The organism is Parabacteroides massiliensis (genome assembly GCF_900155425.1).
Classification (GTDB): domain Bacteria; phylum Bacteroidota; class Bacteroidia; order Bacteroidales; family Tannerellaceae; genus Parabacteroides; species Parabacteroides massiliensis.
In genome coordinates, this window is sequence record NZ_LT700190.1 from 259,855 (window position 1) to 281,545 (window position 21,691).

The following is a 21,691-nucleotide window of genomic DNA, read 5'->3' on the forward strand; positions in this document are numbered from 1 at the left end:
CTGAAAGCATATGATAGACAGCAACGAACTGACCAGAAAGATCAAGACACCGCTCAACCCCAGGGCGGCACTGATAGCCTATGCCTCGGAAGGGGACAAGAACTTCTTCCTTGAAATCCGGGGTATTGACGACCGGGGAAACATGACGGAAGGAAGACCGGTGACACTGGAATTCATGAACACCCTCGTGAAGGAATACTCGGAAAGACACGGTACCACTCCATACGGGAAGATACCCGACAACCTGCTGTATTGCGACTCGCGCAAGGGCAGCGAAAGATACGTGTGGTACAATCCACCGCACAAGCGGATGATGTTCTTCAGCACCGCACTCAAAATAGAAAACGCGGAATATTACCTGCCGGGAGTAATCTACGAGGCCGGAGAGCACGGAATGAGAATCTATGCCTACAAGGGGAACGTTCCCAGACCGGATACCGTACTGTATGCCGCACCGTTCTTCAACGTGACAGGTTCCAGCGTATGTCTGGGAAACGCCAGGATAGAGCTGCCGAAGGACCTGACCTATGAAAAGCTGCTGCAGTACTGGGAACGGAAATTCTGGCTGACGGAATTCACCCACCTGGGAGGGAACGGGAACCCGACAAGGTCAAACCTCGTGCTGGTGGCAAAGGCGGCACGGGACAGGGACTTCAACCTCGACGAACTGAAACAACTGAACAACATGAAACTTAAAGACATACTGAAATGAAAAGAGTACACTACATCGACAACTATCTCATAAACCCGCAGCATCCGGTAACGGTAAACCTTATCGGAGCGGGAGGAACAGGCTCACAGGTGCTTACCTGCCTGGCCAGGCTTGACACGGCACTGAGGGGACTCGGACATCCCGGACTGTTCGTGACACTGTATGATTCCGACATCGTGACGGAAGCCAACATCGGGCGGCAGCTCTTCAGCCCTTCGGACATCGGACTGAACAAGGCGCAGTGCCTCGTCACACGCATGAACAACTTCTTCGGCAACGACTGGAAGGCGGTACCGGACATCTATCCGGCAGCCCTGAAGGACGCCAGACGGGATAATCTGGCCAACATAATGATTACCTGCACGGACAACATAAAGTCCCGTCTCGACCTCTGGAACATACTGAAAGCCGTGCCGGTTTCGGAATACAGAAGCCACGAAACACCACTGTACTGGATGGACTTCGGCAACATGCAGAATACGGGACAGGTCATCCTCGGAACCGTACCTAAGAAAATCAGACAGCCGGCATCCAAGCTGTACGAAACGGTGGAATCGCTGAAGGTGATCACACGATATGTCAAATACGCAAGAGTGAAGGAAAAGGATTCCGGACCGAGCTGTTCGCTGGCGGAGGCTCTGGAGAAACAGGACCTGTTCATCAACTCCACACTGGCACAGCTCGGCTGCAACATCCTGTGGAAAATGTTCCGCAACGGTATGATCGAGCATCACGGGCTGTACCTGAATCTCTCCACCATGAAAGTGAATCCGATAACTGTATAATATCAAAGCGTTTCCGTATGATTAAAATATAAAAAAGAACTCAGGAAAATAATCCTGAAAACCAATATTTATTCTAATTCTGGAAGATTTTTATAACCACTTTATTAGCAAGCAGTTCTGAGGATAAGGTAAAAATGAGGTAATGATTTGGCAACCCTGTCTATTTCTACGTTCTGCTGTGAGTTGCTGTCAATGTCTCTCGTCTTGGTACAAAAGTAGCAATAAAAATCGGATACACATCAAAATGTCCCATGATTTTTATCACAGGACGTTTTTTATCTTCGCTGAATAATCCGGTTTAACCGTTACTTCTATTTTCGGCAAGTTGCGGGCTATGATTGCTGAAATTTATACTTTAATCCATACTCTTCCAACTTGCTATACAGCGTTGTACGTCCGATTCCGAGCAATTCGGCGGCAACCTTGCGGTTTCCGTTTGCCTGCTTCAACGCGCGTAAGATGCGTTCCTTGTCCTCCGCATCGTTTCGCAAGGCGAAGCTGACAGGTGAGGTCGGTTTCGTTACGGCAAGTTCCAGATGCTCTTTCATGACAACTCCCGTCTGTGCCTGCAACACCGCGCCCATTATCTTCTGCCGAAGCTCACGGACATTACCCGGCCACGGATGGGTCAGCAATGTCTTACGGGCTTCCGCATCGAACCCAGTCACGCTACATTCCAATTCATTGTTGGCAATCTCACGGAAGAACTCCGCCAACGGCATGATGTCCTCCTGACAGTCACGCAAGGGCGGAACAGTTATCTCGAAGTCGTGCAAACGGTACAGCAAATCCTGTCGGAAACGTTTTTCAATGACCGCTTTCTCCAGATCCTCGTTGGTGGCGGCGATGATGCGGACATTGAAGCTCTTGTCCGTCTTGTCACCTATAGGGCGGTATCTCCGTTCCTGTATGGCACGGAGTAACATCTGCTGGGTTTCCAATGCGAGATTGCCTACCTCATCCAAGAACAATGTGCCACCCTCTGCCTCATTGAAGTATCCTTTCTTTGTGCTGTCCGCACCCGTAAACGCGCCTTTGACATGTCCGAAGAATGCCGAGGGCGCAAGGTCTTTGGAGAGTGAACCGCAGTCCACAGGCACAAACGGTTTCCCTGCCCTTTTGCTCTTATCATGCAGATGGTGGGCGATATGCTCCTTGCCCGTGCCGTTCTCTCCGAATATCAGCACGCTCATATCAGTAGGGGCAACTAATCTTATCTGTTGCATGATTTTCTGAAAGGCGGAACTGTCACGGGCAGAAAGTACATATAAAAAGTGTTTGAGAGAAGAATGAGGAAAGTTTACTGGTTATCAGTTACTTTCCTCATTTTGGTTAAAAGTGGCGAGGACAGACGAAGACGGGAATACGACAAGATGAGACAGAGGAACGTTACCTATTCGTAACCTATACCCCAAATGGGGAATGTTGAGGTTCGGAAGAATGAGGAAGGTTACGAATTGAATTTGAATGCTCTGATTTATAGTGAGTTACTAATGAGCAACGTAAGATTTTTGGTTACGAACCAAATTTGCCGTGTTCTGCCGTGAAATGCGTAGCAAGAAAAGACTCTTCATGTATTAATTTTGAACGCAAAAAAGAATGACGTTATGAAGAGTACATTTTCAATTATCTTCTACCTCAAAAGACAGGTAGTAAAGAAAGACGGTACTGTTCCAGTTATGGGACGTATCACAGTGGACGGAACACAGGCACAGTTCAGTTGCAAGATGACTGTGAATCCCAATTTGTGGGACACCAAGGGCGGACGCATGACTGGAAAAAGTATGCAAGCCTTGGAGGTGAACCGCAAATTGGACAAAATGCGTGTGAGTATCAGCAAGCATTATCAGGAGATAATAGATCGAGACAACTTTGTCTCTGCCGACAAGGTTAAGAACGCTTTTCTTGGATTGGAGTATCGCTGCCATACCTTGATGAAAGTCTATGAGCAAAGCAGGGATGAAATGGAAAAACAATACAAGGCTGGCATGAAATCTTTGAGCACATTCACAAAATATAGAATCGGTTGTGCTTACGTGGGCGAGTTTTTGCAGTCGCATTACCGTGTAAAGGACATTGCCTTGAAAGAATTGTCCCTGCCGTTTATTACGAACTATGAGACATTCCTTAGAATAGACAAGCAACTGAAGATAAATTCCGCAATGGTGTTTGTCCGTAATCTCCGTGCCATGATTTTTCGGGCGATTGATAACGAGTGGCTCATCAAAGACCCTTTCAGACGATACGAGTACAAGAACGAGGAAACAACAAGGGAGATTCTGACAAAAGAAGAAATTCACCTGTTGATGGAAACTCCTATCACCAGAAAGCATATGGGGTTGGTGCGTGATTTGTATCTATTCTGCTGTTTCACAGGTCTCGCTTTCATTGATCTGTACAACTTGAAGGAAGAGAACATCAAGGAATTTTTCGATGAAGGTGAATGGATTGTTATCCACCGACAGAAGACAGGAACGGAAGCCGACATCAAGTTGCTTGACTATCCCAAGCAGATAATGGAGAAATATCGTGGATTGTGCAAGGATGGCAGAGTCTTTCCTGTACCACCTTATAGAAGTTGTCTGCGTTCGCTCAAAAGATTGGGAAAGAAATGCGGTATCACCAAGCCACTTTCCTGGCATGTCTCAAGGCACTCGTTCGCAACCTCGGTTTGCCTCTCCAATGGTGTACCAATAGAAACAGTAAGTTCCATGCTTGGTCACAAGGACATCAAGACCACGCAAGTGTACGCCAAGATTACCAAGGAAAAGTTGAGCAAGGATGTAGAAAAGTTGTCCCAACAACTCAATCACATTGAGGAATTCACATTCGGGAATATTTGCAGCGATAATACGAACACAAAAAAGGCATAGTATGAAACGACAAGTGATAACAATACAAGAAGATATGGTCATCTACGCCCCACATCATGGTGAGGTGTGGATGACTGTTTGGGAGATTGCCGAACTGTTGAATGTAACAGGGACAGCAGTGAAGAATACCATCAAGCGCATTTGGAAACAAAGTGGGCTGAAAGACTTCCAGCATTCGCAATACATCAAACTTGAAAATGGATATTCTGCGAATGTCTATGATATGGAAGTGATTATCGCCATAGCACTTCAAATGGATACATATCAAGCCTTGTTGTTCAGACAATGGCTTATCAGTAAGGTTGTGAACCGCAAGGTGTGCCAAGCAGAGCAAGTAAAAAACGAGTATCCGATGATTATTGTAATGAACGGAACGATGCCAAGAGATGCTAGTTAGAATCTTTCATCTTTTTAATAAGATTTAATAGCGTACAGAGAGAACGATTTTTGTCGTTGTACACTGTACGCTATTTTTGTTTCGCAATCTTACTGATTGTTTGTAATATTCTGATAATCAATGCTAATCCGAATGACAAAATGGCAAAAGAAACAAATTAGGAACAACAAAATCCCGTAACCCCAAAATGAAATTATGAGAAAACAAAAATTAACACGGATAACGCGGAATTTTTCCGATTTTGATATTCATAAATCAACTCCAAAAGAAGAAAATTATAAGTAGGCACATCTGTTTTCATTTTAATAGAATATAGTGGTATGCAAGATGAAGATGGGACGAGTCACTGTAAATCATGCAAAAATTAACAAAATTTCTAATTAGGCAAATTATTTGCCGATTTTTATAATGATTTTCGGATAAACAAACGATATTTGGAGGAAAATGAGTCTCTTTGCAACCGAAAACAATAATAATATACGCAATGGCTGAGAAAAATCTTAATCGTATAAAAGTTATGCTTGCAGAAAAGGGGAAAACGAACAAATGGCTTGCAGAGAAACTTGGCAGAGACCAAGCAACCATTTCCAAATGGTGTACTAATGCTTGTCAACCTCCTTTAGAAGCATTAATACAGATATCTCAATGTCTGGAAGTTGATATAAAAGAACTCATTAGGGTTCCTGAACATAATCCTTATAAAGAATTGTAATGAAAAAAATAAATACTTCATTCTCATTATTTGATTTCAATAAGAAACGTGTGACTTAGAGCACGTTGATGCAAGATCTTAGGTGAGTCGGTCTTGACCTTTTAACTCAAGCAGCGAGCACTCGGAGATATTTCTGTTTTTTATCCCAACTGGCTTATAATTCGGAAATTTATCAAAATTTGTATCAAAATTAAATAAGCATAACAATGGAACCATCTATATACAGTTTTTCACTTTGTACCGCACTGCCATTAATGTTATTCTTCGGCTTTTATTTTTTGTTTGCAAAGACTCCTGAAAAGAAAATTTTCACGAATTATCTCCGCTCCCGACAGATGATGGGTATAGCTATGTTGCTGCTTTCAGCAAACTATTCGGTACATTTCTTCTTTGGCATCCGATTCAAAAATGTGAATTCTTCCATATTGATGAACATGTCCACATACTTTCTGTGCTACTCTCTGTTCAGTTCGGCATTGATAATGTTGCTTGATCGTTTTTACATTACCAAACGGCGTGTGTGGACACATATCATTTTATGGATTATATTTTCAACTTTTTCCGGAGTTGTATTGTTTCTGTTGCCAAGCGGAATCATGCAAAAAATCTCTTTATTTGCTTTAGCTGTCTGGTTAATCGCTTTTGGAGTCGTTTTAGCTCGAAGAGTCATAGTTGCATATCGTAGAGCCATTCGGATTTTCAATGAAACTCAAGCGGATGATATAGGCGCATATATCGAATGGCTTTCTATATTCACTTATTGGGCTGTTATCTTCGGTGTTGGATGCGGATTACTGACATTCCTACCTGACAGATATGTGTATATCTGGGTGCTTTCATCAATCCCGTTCTACTGTTATCTTTTTCACTGTTATCAGAACTACCTCCTGTTCTATGAACAGGTAGAAAATGCGTTTGAGCAGGATATTCAATCTGAAGAAGAACTTCTGACAAATTCGGGAATTGAACCCGAAATGGTTTCAGAAGAAGTTCCTGAGTCCTATACAGAATTTATAGAGAAGGTTGACAACTGGATAAAGACAGACGGCTATGTCCAGCAGGGACTTACCATAAAAGAACTGTCCAAAATACTTTATACGAACCGTACCTATCTTTCCGCTTATATCAAGACTACGTATAAAATGACATTCCGCGAATGGATAACCAGTCTCAGGTTGGAGTATGCGAAAAACATACTGAAGGAGCATCCAGAAATCAATATACAGAAGCTGGCTGAGTCTTCCGGTTTTCTTTCCCAAAGTAACTTTATCAAATTATTTTCCGAGAAAGAAGGATGTACGCCTGCCAAATGGAAAAAATCAAATCGGGAATAAATTGTGTAGTAAAACAACATCGGAAAAGGTCACAGAAACCCATTTCCAAAAAGTGCTCAAACGACAAAAAAGTGCTAATTCGACAATTCAAAAAGTGCTAATTCGACAAAAAGATGCTCAAACGACATTATTTCTAAAATTTTACAGCAAAAGTTTTTCTAATCTTTTGGGCATAGAATGACATTTATTATCTTTGGAGAGGACAAAGATAATAAATGCAAGTTTATATGAGCAAAAACGGGCATACGATTTCGTCCGATACTCCGTTCTTTCAGGATGGTATGAAGCAGAGGCATAAGTTTATCCTCCACAAGCTGCTTGGGGATATAGTCCAGCGAGCCGAGTTTCATACTTTCGACTGCCGTATGCACTTCGGCATAGTTGGTCATGATGATTAACGGTTGTGTCATGCCTTCCTTGCGCATCCATCGTAATAGGTCGATGCCGTCACCGTCGGGTAGTCGTAGGTCAGAAACCACGATGTCCCCGTCTGAGGCTTGTTGCAGAAGTTTCTTCGCGGTCGAGAGGTGGTAAGCCTGCACGGTACGGAATCCTTCCCGTGCCAGCAGGTTGCAGACAAACTCGCAATACACGATATTGTCCTCCACCACGATGATTCTTGTTTTATCCATTTTCGTATTTTTCCTTTCTTCTTTTGCCTGCCGGATAATTTCAGCACCTTTATCCAGCACAGCCGGTCACCGCTTTGCATATCGCTTCGTCATCTGGAGTGGCACTTCCATGAAGTTGGGCGTAAAGTTCCCTCAATGGCTGGTCGGCACGGAGAATCTGCCATGAACTTCGCAGATGGTGTGTAAGTGTGTCCAGTTCTTGGAGGTCTTTACGCTGTTCTGCATCCTTGACCGCCTGCATTTCCTTTTCGGTTTCCGCTATCAGTTTGTCCAGCATGACGGATTCATTGCCATAAGATAGCAGAGTGGGAAAATCCGGCTTTTCATCCAATATGCTGCTTAATGCGCATTTATCCGTAATCTCCATCAGTTCGGATATGGAGAACGGCTTGAACAGGCATCCGGCAAATCCACGCCCTATAAGTTCCTCCTTGCTGCAACTGCCCGAAGCGGTTGTCACGACTATGGGAATACTCTTCGAGTTGCCTACATTGGATGAGCGCAACAGTTCCAGCAGTTCAAAACCGCTTATCTCAGGCATATTCAGATCCGTCAGAAGCAGGCTGTATTCCTTTTTTCGTATCAGCTCCATCAGTACCGAAACATTGGTACAGGTATCGCAGTGCATCCCTTCATGGGCATACATTTCTTTCAACATAAGGAGAAGTACCTCGTCATTGTCGATGGCAATCACATCATGGCAGATATGATTATGGCGCATTTGCGCTTGAATTGTCTGTTCCGGCAGTTCCTCGGCTGTCTGCATGGGAATTTCCACCGTGAAGCGGCTCCCTTTGCCTTTCTCGCTTTCCAAGTGTATAGTTCCACCGAGCATCGCCACAATACGCTGCACGATGGACAATCCTAATCCGAAGCCGTCTTTTGCGGCGGCATTTGAAAGACGTTCAAATGCACCGAATACTCGTTGTTGCTCATCTTCGGTCATGCCCGTATCGGTATCTTCAACGATAAGTTTCAGCAAACCGTTATCATAATCCGCTGCCAATGATACACTACCGTTATCCGTGAACTTGATGGCGTTTGACAACAAGTTGTTGCCGATTTGCAGGATACGTTCCTTGTCGGTCAAAACCACCGCATCGGTGTGGCTCTCCACTATCAAAGTCAGCCCCTTGTTCATGGCAATGGGCATGAACTCCGTTTCAAGAATATGCGTGATTGCGGAAATCCTGCAAGGGGAAAGGTTGGGTTGCTCCTTGCCGTTGTCCAGACGGAAGAAATCCAGCAGCGTGTTGAGCATCTCCCGCATACGCTCGGAAGATTGCCGGATATTATCCACATACATGGTGCTTTTATCCGCGCTACAACTTTTCTGCATCAGTCCGGCATAGCCTCATTTTGTCAATCGTATTTTTTCGTGGTAGAAGTAGTTTACGATGACAGGTTTGCCTTTTTCCGAGCGTCCGTATGGCAGATCGTTTATACGATACGGGAAGCCCTGCTCCTTGGCGTAATTTGAAATGTCCTGCTCCAATGCCCGCCAGTATTCAAGCCTTTTTTTATTGTAAATTTCCTCGTAAAGCGGTATGAGGTCAGGATACTTCTCACGGATATACGTCATTATCCCGCCTTTGAACTGCCCGCGTAAATTCAGGTTTTCAAGCCAGATTAAATCAGCATAATCTTTTACCTCCTCTATTATTGCCTTCACGTCTGTTATTCTGGGGAATATGGGCGAGACGAAGCATACGGTGCGGATACCTGCCTCGTATGTCTGACGCATCGCTTTCAGACGGCGTTCAATGCTTACGGCGTTGTCCATATCTGCGCAGAACTGCTCGTCGAGCGTATTGACAGACCATGACACAGTCACTTTGGGAAAACTCTTCAACAGGTCGAGATCGCGAAGGACAAGATCGGACTTTGTGCATATCATAATCTCGGCATCGCTTCCTCGCAGCTCTTCGAGCAGCCTTCGGGTACGGTGGAATTCTTCTTCATACGGATTGTAACCGTCCGTCACAGACCCTATTACAACACGTTCACCGTCGTATTTATGAGGATTCGTTATCGGCTTCCAGTTTTTTACATCTAAAAACGTACCCCACGGCTCGGTGTGCCCGGTGAACCGTTTCATGAACGATGCGTAGCAATACCTGCAGGCGTGGGGACACCCTACATAAGGGTTGACCGAATATCCTCCCACCGGCAGAGAGGATTTGGTCATTACACTCTTTACATCTATTTCCTTTATTGTATCCATATTCATTGTATTCGTCTGGTAAATTGTTCCGGCAATTCCTGAATCATTCTTTCGTCGCCCATAATCGGCAGCAAATCCTCTTTCATGAACACCGGTATGCCATGAGCCTTTGCCTGTTCTGCAATGCTAAGCACCCATTCGGGGCGCGAATATGACTTTCCTTTTCGGTTTCCGGTCTCTGTGCCTATGACAATCCAGTCAATTCCCTCGAAATCAATCTCGCCGATATCATCGAAGAGAGGTTCAAACGTGACATGGTAGTGTCGTGCTTTGATATTCTTTTTCAAATCATCAATCCTCCTTTTCTCGGAACTGCGCGTGACGGTCACGCCCATCCATACGTTCTCGTCGTCAGAGGAGAAACTGATTTTGTCAGGGCGCTTCGTCAGAAAGATATAGGCGTGCTGGGGATTGCTGCTGATCCGCTCGAAAATTTCTGCGTTCCATTCAGGCTTCCAATCGGAGAAATCGCTCATTCCTGTCATGAGCCACACATGAGGACGGGACGTATCGATGATGCGCAATTTTCGTTCCATGTATTCAGGCACGGAAAAGTCGTCGGTAATGTGGAAACGGCGGCAGTTGTTACGGGCATAGCAGTAAGGGCATCCTATAGTGCACCCTACCACTATGTTCATGTTTTTTATCAGGGATTTAATGCAGACACTCATAACACAACTGTTTCTCCGTCCTCCGGGATAATCAGCCGGCTCATGTCGGCTTCGTGATGCGTTGCCTCATTGCGCAGAATTGCACGGGTGGTCTGGCAATGGTCGATGGCATCCATGTGTACGGCTATCAGCTTGATATGCGAAGGCAATTCGTCAAGTATCTGCATCACTTCGTTCTCGTCGGGGATGATAGGACCGTCCGTTTTGGAAAATTCGGGAAAGATTGCACCTCCGGAGTTTACCACGATATAGTCAGGATTGAACCGTTCCACGGTGTCTCGGATACATGCTTCCCATCGGCAGTCACCCATTATATAAACGGTCGGGAAGCCCTCGGCTTTTAGCACATAACCTGATACAGGTCCCATCATCTGCCCGATCTGCCCGAAACCATGATGTCCGGTCGTGCGGTAAATGGATATGCCGTCTATTGTTTTTATTTCTTCGATGGGTATCACATTTGTAAATCCGTCGTTTCTGATGGCGTCCGCGTCCTGGGGCTGAACGTAGAAAGGAATTTCTTTGGGCAAATGTGTGGGGACACTCGGCTCGTAATGGTCGATGTGATTGTGGGTCAGGAGCACCATGTCCACGCCTCCGATAATATCCTGAATAGGAATGGTGAGGTGTACCCTCGGTGTTTTATTCACACCGAGGGCCGATATCAAAGTGCCTTTGTCGGCTAAAACGGGGTCAATTAGCATGGTGTGTCCCGCATACCTGATTTTCAAGGTGGCATTGCGCACCAATTGTACTGTGGATGTCTTTTTCATGACTATATGTCTTGTTATTGATTACGGGTGCAAAGTTCGGAAGAATCCGGCGAAACATCTATGCCTGAAAAAACGGTAATTATGCCATTTTGATAAATGAAATTATTATCTTTGCAAAAACGACAAGGATATGGACGAGATAATCAACCCTGATCGACTGGTCAGCGTACCGTTCAACAAGACACGCTGCGGCGTGGATTTTTACATCAATACTGCCATAAACAAGGACATCGGACTTGTGCTGACAGAAAACAAGCGGTTTAAGACAGACTTCTTCAGCTTCTACTTTTTCCGTAAGGCAAACGGATATTTGCTACTGAACTTCCGCAAGATTGAACTGCGCGACGGCATGGTTCTCCTGCTTTCACCCCATCAGCAACAAGAGTGGCATGTAGATGAGACGGCGTTGGATTACACGTTCCTTATATTCCGCGAAGATTTCATGCGTACTTTTATCGCCGACAAGTTCTTCGTTTTTCGCCTTTTGTATTGTTACCAGACAGATACGCCGCCTTACATCAATGCCACACATGACGAAATGAAGGAATATATGCGGCTGCTCGGAAAGATTAAGTATGAGCTGATGAATCCAGTGTCCGATACGTACAATATCATTGTTTCCTTACTATATTATCTTTTGCTGATTATCAATCGTACATACGCTGCCGCCTATTGCTTGCCCGCTGAAATTGCTAAAAACAATTTCGCTTTTCGGTTCAAGGACTTGTTGGAACAGAATATCCGCACCCACCAGCGGGTGCAGGAATATGCAGACATGCTTCATGTCAGTCGCATCACACTCAATAACTCAGTAAAAGCCCAATTCGGAGTATCAGCTACCCATTTGATAAAACAACGTCTGCTTGAGGAACTGAAGAACGAATTGCTATTCTCCAACCGCACTGTCAGTGAAATGGCGGATGATTTCAATTTCTCTGATCCGAGCCATCTCATGCGCTTCTTCAAACAGCAAACAGGCAAAACATTTACTCAGTACATGACGGATTACAATAAAGGCATATACGAATAACTTCTTAATATAGTCGATAGCGGCTATCGAAATATGGTTGTTGATGTTCAGGCGTTTTTGTACTGCATGAACCATTTTACGATTTCTGGATCTTCGTGCGAGCCGAGTAAGAAAGGCTTGTCGGTATCCAGCGTCTTTATCCGTGCCATGTCGTCGGCCGACAGGGTGAAGTCTAATATGTCGAGATTCTGCTTCATGCGTTCCGGTTTCACAGACTTAGGAATAATTATGCACACTGATATTTATCGCGCCCGGACAGGTGTTCGGTGCGGAAGATGACGGCATGCAGTTCCAACCAGATGGCTACCTGCTTATGTTCCATCCCGACCTGCTGCGGAATACACCTCTCGGGCGGATAATGCGTGAATATTCGTTCTTTTCCTACGAGACAAACGAGGCATTGCACCTTAGTGTGGAAGAACGGCAAATCATCATGGATTGCTTCCACAAGATTCAATATGAATTGAACCATCCGATACACCGTCACAGCAAGAACCTCATCACAGACAGCATCAAGACGTTCCTTGATTACTGCACACGTTTCTATGACCGCCAGTTCATCACACGCGACAACCAAAACCGAGACATCCTCGCAAGATTTGAGCGGTTGCTTGACGAATACTTCCATGATGGGGCTGCTAAACGGATAGGCTTGCCCACTGTACAGTATTGTGCAGACAAGCTCTGCCTCTCGCCCAACTATTTCAGTGATTTATTGAAAAAAGAAACAGGTTCAACCGCCCTGCATTTCATTCATGACAAGTCTATTGAAATAGCCAAGACGGAACTTGCATCTACAGACGACACCGTTAATGAAATCGCCTATAATCTCGGTTTTCAGTACCCGCAACATTTTACCCGACTGTTCAAGAAAGAGGTAGGTTACACTCCGAATGAATATAGAGCGCAAGTGTCGTGAGAATTGGATTAGTACAGAATATTAGAACCCAACACCTCTCTTGCGCTTAACTTTCTTCCTTCTGCGAAGTATATCCACCATTTCCTGATTGGCTTCCGCATCAGCAGCGTTATAAGATGAGCCACTGCTTTTTAGCAATCCCCAAGAGCCGTTGAACAACTCGCTTTGTGCCGTGCCGGACGGTGCGCTTGGTGTAGCCGTTTCATATATTCCGGCTGTTATTCCCATACGTTCCCTGCATCTGTTGTGCTGCAAAGCCGCGTCAATCTTGGAATAACTGAAACGCCTGTCCACTTTGGAGCCGTTGAAATGGTAGCCATTCATGGAGAATACAACACCCTGCACCTCGCTGGTCTGCCCCTTATGCTTGAAATGTACTTCCACTCCCTGCCGTTTCAGGTTGGCGATAAGCACGTTCCAGTTGCCGCATCTGCCGACTTCCATTTTGATGATGTCGTAAAGCGCATATTTCGTCCTGTCTGGCTCTTTCAGGCGGTTGCGTTTGACATTGTCCTTTCCGCCAGCCATATGCAAGCCGTATTTCAAGGTCAATTCCTTGCAGATGCGGGTACTGCGCAGACGCTCGTGCCTGTCCGATATGGTATTGCCGTTGTTGTCTATGCGGTTGAAAGCAATATGCACGTGTGGATGCTCCTTGTCGAAATGCTGGGCGATGAAGAACTGCGTATTCTTGATTCCCATCCATTCCATATATTCAAGCGCGATGCCTGCCATGATACGGTTCGTCAGCCGTAACTCATCCTCTTTGGAAAAACTCAACGCGATATGTCCGACAGGTTTTGTCACCTTATCGTTCATCCGTGACTGGGCATTGAAACTCATGGCGATAGTTTCCAGATTTTCCATAAACAAGCCTTCGCTTGCTACTATCTGCGTATCCTTCTTCTTGTCGATGATGTAATCCACCGCACCCTTGAAGTCGCTTCCTTTTACGATTTTCGCCATCATATCCCTATCTTGGTTATAAGTTCATGAATCCTTGCCACTGCCACCTTGCAGTCCCACCGTTCATCGTGGAAGCCTCCGGCGTTTGCCTTACGCGCAAGCTGGTTGAGATTGTTAGCCATGCCGCAGAGTTGGCGGATGTATCCGGCATGTTCCTCCGACAGCCGTTCTTTCACATGACCGTTACGGAAACATTCCCTCATGTACTCGCTTGGTGATACGCCCGCCTCATGCGATCGTGTCAGCAGGCGGAAGTAGTCGGCTGCCGTCATTTTCACTGCGATACGGTATTTCAGTTTCTCGGTTGCTTCCTTCTTGGGGCGACCTCCCTTGTTGCGTTCCTTGTGTTCCTTTGTCTGTTCCATATTTTATTCCTTTTAATTCGGTTACTGATTCAACTGTATAGACCGACGGGATGCCACCTCCTGCAATTTGGATGGTGGGTGGCAAGCGGTTTCGGTACACCCGAAACACAAACTTGCTACCTCCCAATCCTTAAGGAATGAGTTTCGGGCATCTCCCGTTTTTCTCATTCGGGATGTCATAATCCCAACCCTTTCTTCTTGGGTTTTACGATAGTTCTTGGCGGTGGACTAACGGCTAATTTCTGCCGGATTCCACGCAGGTAATCGTTCAGGTCTTTATGCCCTTTGTAGTTGTCGGAGAAGTCGCGGATGCGTCCGGCGAACTTCCTTTCCAATTCCCGATACGCCTTTCTTCCCGCCTCGTCATTGTCGAGCATGCAGTGGATACGTCCATACCCGTGCAGCACATCTATAGCTTTGGAAACATTGGCGGTCGAATTGAGGATGACGTAATCCTGCCTGTCAAGGTCGGGCAAGTTCGAGCAGTTCCTCTTCCGCAACGTGAGGAATGAAAGATAGTCCATCATGCCCTCGAATACAAGGCATTTCTCTCTCGCTTCTCCCTGTTGCCGAATATGGCTGATGTCTTTGGGTGCGACACAGCCTTTGAAAAAACGGTTACGCACTTCAAATCCTCCCGCCACATTCGGAAAACCGATGGCGAAATAGGGCTTGCCGTTATGGGTGAAGTGGAGCTCTTTACATTGCGCCATTACCTTTGGAGAAGGCAAGTAGGTAGTGATTACCAACGATTAGCATATATCACCAATGATTATTAAGGCGTTCATTTTGAGCGCCTTTCTTTTTAGCCTTATAAGCGATGGTTATCGTTTATAGGGCTTTTTCAGCTCATTTTTGTACCGTATTTGTTGCTCGCTTGTCAAAGACCAAAAATTCAGTGGAAAGGTAGTAGAGAAACTATACGCCATTTTACACGGTTTTACGGGAATTTACAGTAATAACGGAGAAATAAAGATGAATTGAAATGAGCAGTAACCTGAAAATTAAGCGAATTTGCGCTTGGTGCGGTAAAGAGTTTATCGCCCAAAAAACAACAACAGCATGTTGTTCCAAACAATGCGCCAACGCTCTTTATAAAAAGAAGAAGCGTGACGAAGCAATCAAAGCTAACAATCAATTCGTGGAGAAGAAGATTGATGAAAAGCCTATTGAAAGAATCAAAGACAAGCCATTTCTCACAATTACCGAGACTGCAATCTATCTCGGAGTAACCCGACCTACCGTTTACGGATACATTAAACGAGGTGAATTAAAGGTTACTCGATTGGGCTTCAAATACCTTTTGAAGAAAGAGGATATTGATGAGTTATTCAATAATCCAACAGAGTTCCATACTCCAACAAAAGAGAAAACCCCTATCACCGACTTCTACACCACAGCCGAAGTCAAGGAAAAGTATCATGTAAACGAATCATGGATATTCTTGGTAGCCAAGAAAAACAACATTCCCCGGACTTTCAATCGTGGCAAGACCTACTGGAGCAAGAAGCACGTGGATGCTTACTTCGCTAAGAAAGCCCCGGATCCCGACATTACAGAATGGTATAGCACACAAGAAATACAGAAAAAATTCGGCATGACCTTATCCGCTATCTACACATTTGTTTCCAAGAACGCCATCCCAAAGAAGAAAGAGGGTATCATGGTGTACTATTCCAAGAAGCATGTCGATATAGCCAAAGGTGTGGCAGCACCCGAAGAACCGCAATATTATACGGTAGCCGAAGCAATGGAGAAATTCAATCTTACCCGTGACCAACTCTATCATTATGCGAAATATCATAATATCCCAAAGGTCAAGAAGGGCAAATACACACTTATCTCTAAACCCGAACTGGATAAATTGCTTGAAGCTCCAAAGATAGAATAAGTTATTTATCGGTGAATGTTGCCACCATTGAATCACCTCATTCCTTTGCACCAAACAAATGTAAAACTCTAAATATTAAACAGTATGACACACACGTGTACAAAAGTAACAGTTCGTCAGAGAGCGATTCGGAACAATCGCATCTCCTTGTATCTGGATTATTATCCGGCAGTCCGTAACCCTGAGACCATGCAGATGAGCCGTCGGGAATATCTCGGCATCTACATCTATGCCCACCCCAAAAACGAAATGGAACGGGAGTTCAACAATGATATGCTGAACAAGGCAGAAGCTATCCGTTGTATCAGAGTGCAATCGCTCATCAATGAAGAGTTCGGTTTCTTGGATAAGACCAAGCAGAAAGCCGACTTCCTCGCCTACTTCAAAAAGATGTGCCGAAGTAAAGACCAGAAATGGTTGTTTGTCTATCAGCATTTCTACAACTTCGTCAAAGGGCAATGTACCTTTGGCGAGGTAAATGTGGACTTGTGTAAGAAGTTCAGAGAGTACCTGTTGAACGCCAAGCAACTTAAACACAGCAACCGCCCTATATCCCTCAATTCGGCATCCGGCTACTACTCCACTTTCAGAGGATTGTTGAAGATTGCCTATCGGGACAAATGGCTTCGAGAAAACATCAATGACTACCTTGACAAGATTGAACCACAAGATGTGAAGAAAGAATACCTGACACTGGACGAAGTGAAGAAACTTGCCGCCACTCCTTGCGACATCCCCGTTCTGAAAGCAGCTTCTCTATTCGCTTGTATGACAGGTTTACGCATCAGCGATATTCTCAATCTTCAATGGGAAGATTTTGCCATTGCTCCCGACCAAGGCTATTGCTTGCGTATCAGAACTCAGAAAACCCAAACGGAAGCGACACTCCCCATCAGTTACGAAGCCTACGAACTATGTGGTACGCCCGGCACAGGCAAAGTATTCAAGGGCTTGAAACGGAGCATGATTAACTATCCGCTGAAGAACTGGCTCAAAAAGGCAGGAATAACGAAGCCGATAACCTTCCACGGATTTCGTCACTCCTACGCAGTTATCCAAATATCCTTAGGCACAGATATTTACACTGTCTCAAAGATGCTAACCCACAAGAACGTTTCCACTACTCAAATCTACGCAGATTTGGTCAATGTAAAGAAACGAGAGACAGCCAATAAGATTTCACTGAAATAAATTACGGCTATGAAACGAGGAATCATAACAAACAACGGACATGGCATCCATATTTCTGATGGAGAAGTATGGATGACCGTTTGGGAGATTGCCGACTTGTTCTATACAACAGTTGGATCAATCAATTCCCGTTTAAAAGCAATATTGAAAGCCAATGTCTTAAAAAAGTATGACATCTGCCAATGTATAAAGTTGGAAAATGGGAATAGTGCCGATGTGTATAATCTCAACATGATTATAGCCCTATCCTATCAAATAGACACTGGACATTCTGCTTCATTCAGAAAATGGCTTATCAGTAAAGTTGCTTCCAAACAAAAGGGCATATCTCTCTTTATTCCTATAAGCGCAGCTAACATATATAATTGCTAATACCTTTGCTAAAAGTCCAACTTGGTTTTATTCTACGTTGGACTTTTCTTTTCTATTTTGGCACAGTTGACCTAGAATAATGCTACCTTTTGGTGACAAATGCTGCCACTTTCAGGGAAATGTATTTATACATCTTGCTAATGAGATATATTTGCACACAAACGATTAGCATATATTATTATGAAGCAGAAAAAAATAGAACATATTACTTTGAATCTGATTGTTTTCGGGACAATCGCTATCATTGGTGTTTTAGCCCGTCAGACCGTACTACACTATGGTTGGGATGAGTTCAGCAGCTACCTCATTTTTGTGGTATGCTCCATTGTCATGGGTGCAATCTATCTCAATCTGCAAATGGTATTCAGACAACTCCTTTCACCAACAATAGAGAAGTGCTTTATGAGATTTGAGTGTTACCGCAATAAGGCTGTGGTGGTTGAAACTTCAATAGTACACTCGGAACTTGCCGAAAGTACTATAAATTCAGACCCCGTCATTTCTAAACCGGATCCCGAAATTGAAATCGAAACTACATCTGACACAGAAGAAGTTTCTATTCTTTCATGTCCTGAACTTAACGAAGACGTGGCTGAACTTCCAAAAGAAGACGCCACACCTTCTAGCATCAATAATATATCTATCGAATCCAATCAGCCAACAGAATATGAGGTGTTCCGAGCCAACGCTATGGCAGAGAAAGAGCGAGCATCACAAGAAAAGTTAGATAAGGTTCTCACATATACGAAACAGAACTTGGTTCTCTATCTTAGCGAAACTGACCTCAATCGCCTATGTGGATATATTACGGAATACTATTTCTCTGATTCTCTACCCAAAGTTGAACAGATAAAGGTTGATGCTCAATTAAAAACCATTGACATCATGCACTTTGGCTGGAACATCGGCAAGGCATTCGGTAAACCACGCCTACAGACTGCCACATTTATAAAAAGAGTATTTGCTCATATCCTCCGTGATTCGGAAATATCCACCATTGAGCGCAAAATGTCGCACACGGAATCTGAGTGCAAGATTAAACTGGATAGAAAGATTGCATGAATATAACCCTATATAAATACTATTTGATAAAAGTAAAGTCTATATTTTGTTCTATTATCATCAGAATAATGCCTATTAAAATTCCTACTACAATCTCTGATATCAAGCATTTTCGAGAATCATCAGAGGAAGATTCTTGCTTTGCAATTTTTGCTATATTTTTAGCTATCACGACTTTCGGAATATAGAATCTAACAGGAGTCCAAAGAGAAAAAACAATCAATAGAATGCCTATAAATAGGAACAAGGTAGAATCAAATTGCCATATCCTTATATTATTATAAATCATATATATTGCCAACGTAGATATAGCAACTCCAGTAATCCTTATGCAATGAATAAGCAAAAGGACTATTAAAGAGAATATCGCTAGTATATATTCACCACATACTGCTAAAATAGCTGATGTCGAATTTGCAGAAGCCGATTCTATTTCTGCACTACACGATGTTAAAAAGAGTAAGAGTGAAAATACCAATAAATATTTAATATTCCCTATTTTATAAATGATATTATCCATAATGGCAAACTTTGTTTATTTGCAAAAATACAGAAAAACTACCAATTAGAATGTTACATCCTAATATTTATCATTGTATTCCACATTTTTCATCTAAAAACTCTTCTTTCTAAGCTACAACTATCATAATTGACACCAGTAATCACTGATTATCTGTTTATTATCAATAAATTATCACTACCAATCACCATCAAAAAGTTATTCATCAGTTATATTTTGGTGAATGATTCCACCATTGAAACACCTGTTTCCTTTGCCGTCGAACAATTAAAAACGAGCGACGTATGCAAAAAGAAACAGTAACATTTGATAAGCTGCCCGAAGCGGTAGGTTATCTAACCGAACAGGTCATTGAGTTAAAAAGGATGGTGTCGGAACTTCAACCACCAGCATCAGACAAACATGTGTTGATTGAAATTGAGGATGCTTGCCGTATCATCAGAAAAGCCAAGCCTACCATTTATACCTTGGTACGCAAAGGGCTACTTCCTGCCTATAAGAAAGGTAAGAAGCTCTACTTCTACGAGGACGAACTTCTGGCTTGGATTGAGAACGGGCGTAGAAAGACTTCCGAGCAAACATACGAGGAGATGCTGGCAAATATGCAAAGCGGTGTCCGTCATAAGCCCAAATCATCCGTGAAACTTTAATGATTGTGACTATGGATACATCTTCTATTAATCCGGCATCCATCATTGATGAAGCGGTTGATTTAAGTATGCGACTGACGGGTACTGATTTTCCTGTCAGCATATTCCCGTCAAAAATCCAACGCATCATCAATGAGGTTCACGAATGCCATAACTACCCGACTGACTACATTGCCGCAGCTATCCTTACGGCAATAGCAGTCGGCATTGGCAACACTCATCTTGCTCAAATCAAGCAAGGCTGGATAGAGAGTCCTATCCTGTATATGGCATTGATTGGAAGACCGGGAGCGAATAAAAGCCATCCGCTCAGTTTTGCAATGAAACCGTTTCTTGATTACGACTATCAACAGAATCAAGTCTTTGAAAAAGCACTTGCAAAGTATGATGAACTGATGAGTATGAGCCGCAAAGAACGCACAGAAAGCGGTGAAGAGCAATTTCCACAGGAACCTGTCCGTAAACGCTTCTTGATTTCGGATGTAACACCTGAGGGATTAAGTCTGATTCATGCACAAAATAAACGTGGTTTGTGCTTATGGGCTGATGAATTGTCCGCTTGGTTCAAGAACTTCAACCGTTACAACAACGGTTCAGAAGAACAGTTCTGGTTGTCGGTGTTCAGTGCCAAGACCACTATATCCGACCGCAAGAATGCCAAGAGTTCCATCTTCATCAAGCGACCGTATATCTCTGTCATCGGTACTATCCAAAAAAAGATTCTCAGTGAACTGGCTAAAGGCGAACGCTCCAGTAATGGATTCATCGACCGCATTCTGTTTGTAATGCCCAATCTGCAACAGAAAGCACGTTGGAATGACAAGGAACTGCCGGAGAATATCGAACAAGAATGGAATGCCATTATTGATAAGCTGATACAACAAGAGTACGCTCTCAATGAATTTGGAGAGATAGAACCGCATATTCTTTTTTTCACGGAGGAAGCCAAAAAACGGCTTTATGAATGGCAGCACCACTTCTCAGAGTTGTGTGACCGAGAGACAAACGACACCATTGTGAGTATCTATTGTAAGTTGGAAATATACATCATCCGCTTCTGCTTGATTATCCAATTAGCCCGATGGACTTGCGGAGAGTGTGATAAAACCTATATCGACCTGTTGACGGTGGAACGAGCCATTAAACTGACGGAGTATTTCAAGGAATCCGCATTGAGCGTTCAAAACATACTCAATGAAAATGCACTCAACAGCCAACAACAGGCGATAGTCAATCTGCTTCCTCCAGCCTTTACAACTGCCCAAGCTATACAGATAGCCGAGCAGAACGGAATGAAGGAGCGCACGTTTCAACGCTTTCTCAATGACAATATCGGGATATTGTTCCGAAAAGAGTAAAGCCAAGCCTTTGTCTTGATTGAAATCAGAGTGGAACACAGAACGTTTCCGCCGCCTATGGCGGCAGAAACGTTTTTAGTTACCTTTGCTGTAGGCATAAGAAGCAAGCCGTTTTTTTCTTGGGTTTTCAATCCCACAAAAGAGTATGGCTCCTTGTCCTGCGAATCGAAGATTGGTCGTCAGAGGCCGTATAGAAGAATGCTCATCGACAGGACATGGCTTATGCCATTTATCCATCAACAAGAGTAACGATA

General features: G+C 43.9%; 21 protein-coding genes and 4 pseudogenes. 14 read left to right on the forward strand and 11 right to left on the reverse strand.

What is annotated here, in order from left to right:
• Positions 1 to 10 precede the first annotated feature (10 nt).
• Positions 11 to 712, forward strand: coding sequence for a prokaryotic E2 ligase family D protein (locus BQ9893_RS08215; RefSeq protein WP_075965636.1), 702 nt, complete (start codon positions 11 to 13; stop codon positions 710 to 712).
• Positions 709 to 1,497: a PRTRC system ThiF family protein gene (locus BQ9893_RS08220; protein ID WP_075965637.1), complete on the forward strand. Its 789-nt coding sequence runs from the start codon at positions 709 to 711 to the stop codon at positions 1,495 to 1,497. Before BQ9893_RS08215 ends, BQ9893_RS08220 begins: the two co-directional genes overlap by 4 nt.
• Positions 1,498 to 1,829: 332 nt before the next feature.
• Here the strand turns inward: BQ9893_RS08220 and BQ9893_RS08225 are convergent.
• A pseudogene (locus tag BQ9893_RS08225) lies at positions 1,830 to 2,753 on the reverse strand (sigma-54 interaction domain-containing protein); the annotation flags it as partial.
• Between the two features lie 351 nt (positions 2,754 to 3,104).
• Here BQ9893_RS08225 and BQ9893_RS08230 point away from each other — a divergent pair.
• The 4 genes from BQ9893_RS08230 (at position 3,105) to BQ9893_RS08245 (ending at position 6,813) form a co-directional block, all read left to right on the forward strand.
• Positions 3,105 to 4,370: a site-specific integrase gene (locus tag BQ9893_RS08230; RefSeq protein WP_075965638.1), complete on the forward strand. Its 1,266-nt coding sequence runs from the start codon at positions 3,105 to 3,107 to the stop codon at positions 4,368 to 4,370.
• A 1-nt stretch (position 4,371) separates the two neighbouring features.
• Positions 4,372 to 4,767 carry a virulence RhuM family protein gene (locus BQ9893_RS08235; protein ID WP_068855616.1) on the forward strand — a complete coding sequence of 132 codons (396 nt, stop codon included), beginning with the start codon at positions 4,372 to 4,374 and terminating at the stop codon, positions 4,765 to 4,767.
• Positions 4,768 to 5,251: 484 nt separating this feature from the next.
• Entirely contained in the window at positions 5,252 to 5,479 is a 228-nt protein-coding gene (locus BQ9893_RS08240; protein ID WP_004302144.1) for a helix-turn-helix transcriptional regulator, read from the forward strand.
• Positions 5,480 to 5,733: 254 nt separating this feature from the next.
• On the forward strand, positions 5,734 to 6,813 hold the full coding sequence (locus BQ9893_RS08245; RefSeq protein WP_075965639.1) for a helix-turn-helix domain-containing protein: 1,080 nt from the start codon (positions 5,734 to 5,736) through the stop codon (positions 6,811 to 6,813).
• 230 nt (positions 6,814 to 7,043) lie between these two features.
• On the opposite strand, the pseudogene BQ9893_RS08250 reads toward BQ9893_RS08245, so the two are convergent.
• The 5 genes and pseudogenes from BQ9893_RS08250 to BQ9893_RS08270 all read right to left on the reverse strand — a co-directional run.
• A pseudogene (locus BQ9893_RS08250) lies at positions 7,044 to 7,445 on the reverse strand (response regulator); the annotation flags it as partial.
• A pseudogene (locus BQ9893_RS08255) lies at positions 7,438 to 8,799 on the reverse strand (hybrid sensor histidine kinase/response regulator); the annotation flags it as partial. The pseudogenes BQ9893_RS08255 and BQ9893_RS08250, both read right to left, overlap by 8 nt.
• Entirely contained in the window at positions 8,800 to 9,675 is an 876-nt protein-coding gene (locus BQ9893_RS08260) for a radical SAM mobile pair protein B (protein ID WP_075965642.1), read from the reverse strand.
• On the reverse strand, positions 9,672 to 10,340 hold the full coding sequence (locus tag BQ9893_RS08265; protein ID WP_004329299.1) for a radical SAM mobile pair protein A: 669 nt from the start codon (positions 10,338 to 10,340) through the stop codon (positions 9,672 to 9,674). The genes BQ9893_RS08260 and BQ9893_RS08265 overlap by 4 nt, the downstream gene beginning before the upstream one ends.
• On the reverse strand, positions 10,337 to 11,113 hold the full coding sequence (locus tag BQ9893_RS08270; RefSeq protein ID WP_004329300.1) for an MBL fold metallo-hydrolase: 777 nt from the start codon (positions 11,111 to 11,113) through the stop codon (positions 10,337 to 10,339). Before BQ9893_RS08270 ends, BQ9893_RS08265 begins: the two co-directional genes overlap by 4 nt.
• Before the next feature lie 130 nt (positions 11,114 to 11,243).
• Here BQ9893_RS08270 and BQ9893_RS08275 point away from each other — a divergent pair, with 130 nt between their 5' ends.
• On the forward strand, positions 11,244 to 12,143 hold the full coding sequence (locus tag BQ9893_RS08275) for a helix-turn-helix domain-containing protein (RefSeq protein WP_004329302.1): 900 nt from the start codon (positions 11,244 to 11,246) through the stop codon (positions 12,141 to 12,143).
• Positions 12,144 to 12,190: 47 nt separating this feature from the next.
• Here the strand turns inward: BQ9893_RS08275 and BQ9893_RS21655 are convergent, their stop codons facing one another.
• A complete protein-coding gene (locus tag BQ9893_RS21655; protein ID WP_004329303.1) occupies positions 12,191 to 12,340 on the reverse strand; it encodes a hypothetical protein in 150 nt (49 codons plus the stop codon).
• Between the two features lie 62 nt (positions 12,341 to 12,402).
• Here BQ9893_RS21655 and BQ9893_RS08280 point away from each other — a divergent pair, with 62 nt between their 5' ends.
• Complete coding sequence (locus tag BQ9893_RS08280; RefSeq protein WP_004329304.1) at positions 12,403 to 13,062, forward strand: helix-turn-helix domain-containing protein; 660 nt, start codon at positions 12,403 to 12,405, stop codon at positions 13,060 to 13,062.
• 21 nt (positions 13,063 to 13,083) lie between these two features.
• Here the strand turns inward: BQ9893_RS08280 and BQ9893_RS08285 are convergent, their stop codons facing one another.
• The 3 genes and pseudogenes from BQ9893_RS08285 to BQ9893_RS08295 all read right to left on the reverse strand — a co-directional run.
• The gene (locus BQ9893_RS08285; RefSeq protein WP_075965643.1) at positions 13,084 to 14,031 is read right to left on the reverse strand and encodes a relaxase/mobilization nuclease domain-containing protein; all 948 of its coding nucleotides are present in this window, start codon (positions 14,029 to 14,031) and stop codon (positions 13,084 to 13,086) included.
• Positions 14,028 to 14,393 (reverse strand): MobC family plasmid mobilization relaxosome protein, encoded by a 366-nt coding sequence (locus tag BQ9893_RS08290; protein WP_004329306.1) that lies wholly within the window; start codon positions 14,391 to 14,393, stop codon positions 14,028 to 14,030. The genes BQ9893_RS08285 and BQ9893_RS08290 overlap by 4 nt, the downstream gene beginning before the upstream one ends.
• A gap of 176 nt (positions 14,394 to 14,569) precedes the next feature.
• A pseudogene (locus BQ9893_RS08295) lies at positions 14,570 to 15,103 on the reverse strand (toprim domain-containing protein); the annotation flags it as partial.
• 275 nt (positions 15,104 to 15,378) lie between these two features.
• Between BQ9893_RS08295 and BQ9893_RS08300 the strand changes: the two are divergent.
• From BQ9893_RS08300 to BQ9893_RS08315, 4 genes are all read left to right on the forward strand, one after another.
• Positions 15,379 to 16,284 (forward strand): helix-turn-helix domain-containing protein, encoded by a 906-nt coding sequence (locus tag BQ9893_RS08300; protein WP_032528830.1) that lies wholly within the window; start codon positions 15,379 to 15,381, stop codon positions 16,282 to 16,284.
• An 84-nt stretch (positions 16,285 to 16,368) separates the two neighbouring features.
• Complete coding sequence (locus BQ9893_RS08305; protein WP_005785703.1) at positions 16,369 to 17,475, forward strand: tyrosine-type recombinase/integrase; 1,107 nt, start codon at positions 16,369 to 16,371, stop codon at positions 17,473 to 17,475.
• 9 nt (positions 17,476 to 17,484) lie between these two features.
• Positions 17,485 to 17,847, forward strand: a complete 363-nt coding sequence (locus BQ9893_RS08310; protein WP_005785701.1) for a virulence RhuM family protein — start codon at positions 17,485 to 17,487, stop codon at positions 17,845 to 17,847.
• A 180-nt stretch (positions 17,848 to 18,027) separates the two neighbouring features.
• Positions 18,028 to 18,909 (forward strand): hypothetical protein, encoded by an 882-nt coding sequence (locus tag BQ9893_RS08315; protein WP_005785699.1) that lies wholly within the window; start codon positions 18,028 to 18,030, stop codon positions 18,907 to 18,909.
• Between the two features lie 19 nt (positions 18,910 to 18,928).
• Here the strand turns inward: BQ9893_RS08315 and BQ9893_RS08320 are convergent, their stop codons facing one another.
• Positions 18,929 to 19,429, reverse strand: coding sequence for a hypothetical protein (locus BQ9893_RS08320; protein ID WP_032528829.1), 501 nt, complete (start codon positions 19,427 to 19,429; stop codon positions 18,929 to 18,931).
• Positions 19,430 to 19,713: 284 nt separating this feature from the next.
• Here BQ9893_RS08320 and BQ9893_RS08325 point away from each other — a divergent pair, with 284 nt between their 5' ends.
• Complete coding sequence (locus BQ9893_RS08325; RefSeq protein ID WP_005785694.1) at positions 19,714 to 20,079, forward strand: helix-turn-helix domain-containing protein; 366 nt, start codon at positions 19,714 to 19,716, stop codon at positions 20,077 to 20,079.
• An 11-nt stretch (positions 20,080 to 20,090) separates the two neighbouring features.
• On the forward strand, positions 20,091 to 21,437 hold the full coding sequence (locus BQ9893_RS08330) for a DUF3987 domain-containing protein (protein ID WP_075966084.1): 1,347 nt from the start codon (positions 20,091 to 20,093) through the stop codon (positions 21,435 to 21,437).
• The last annotated feature ends 254 nt before the right edge of the window (positions 21,438 to 21,691 follow it).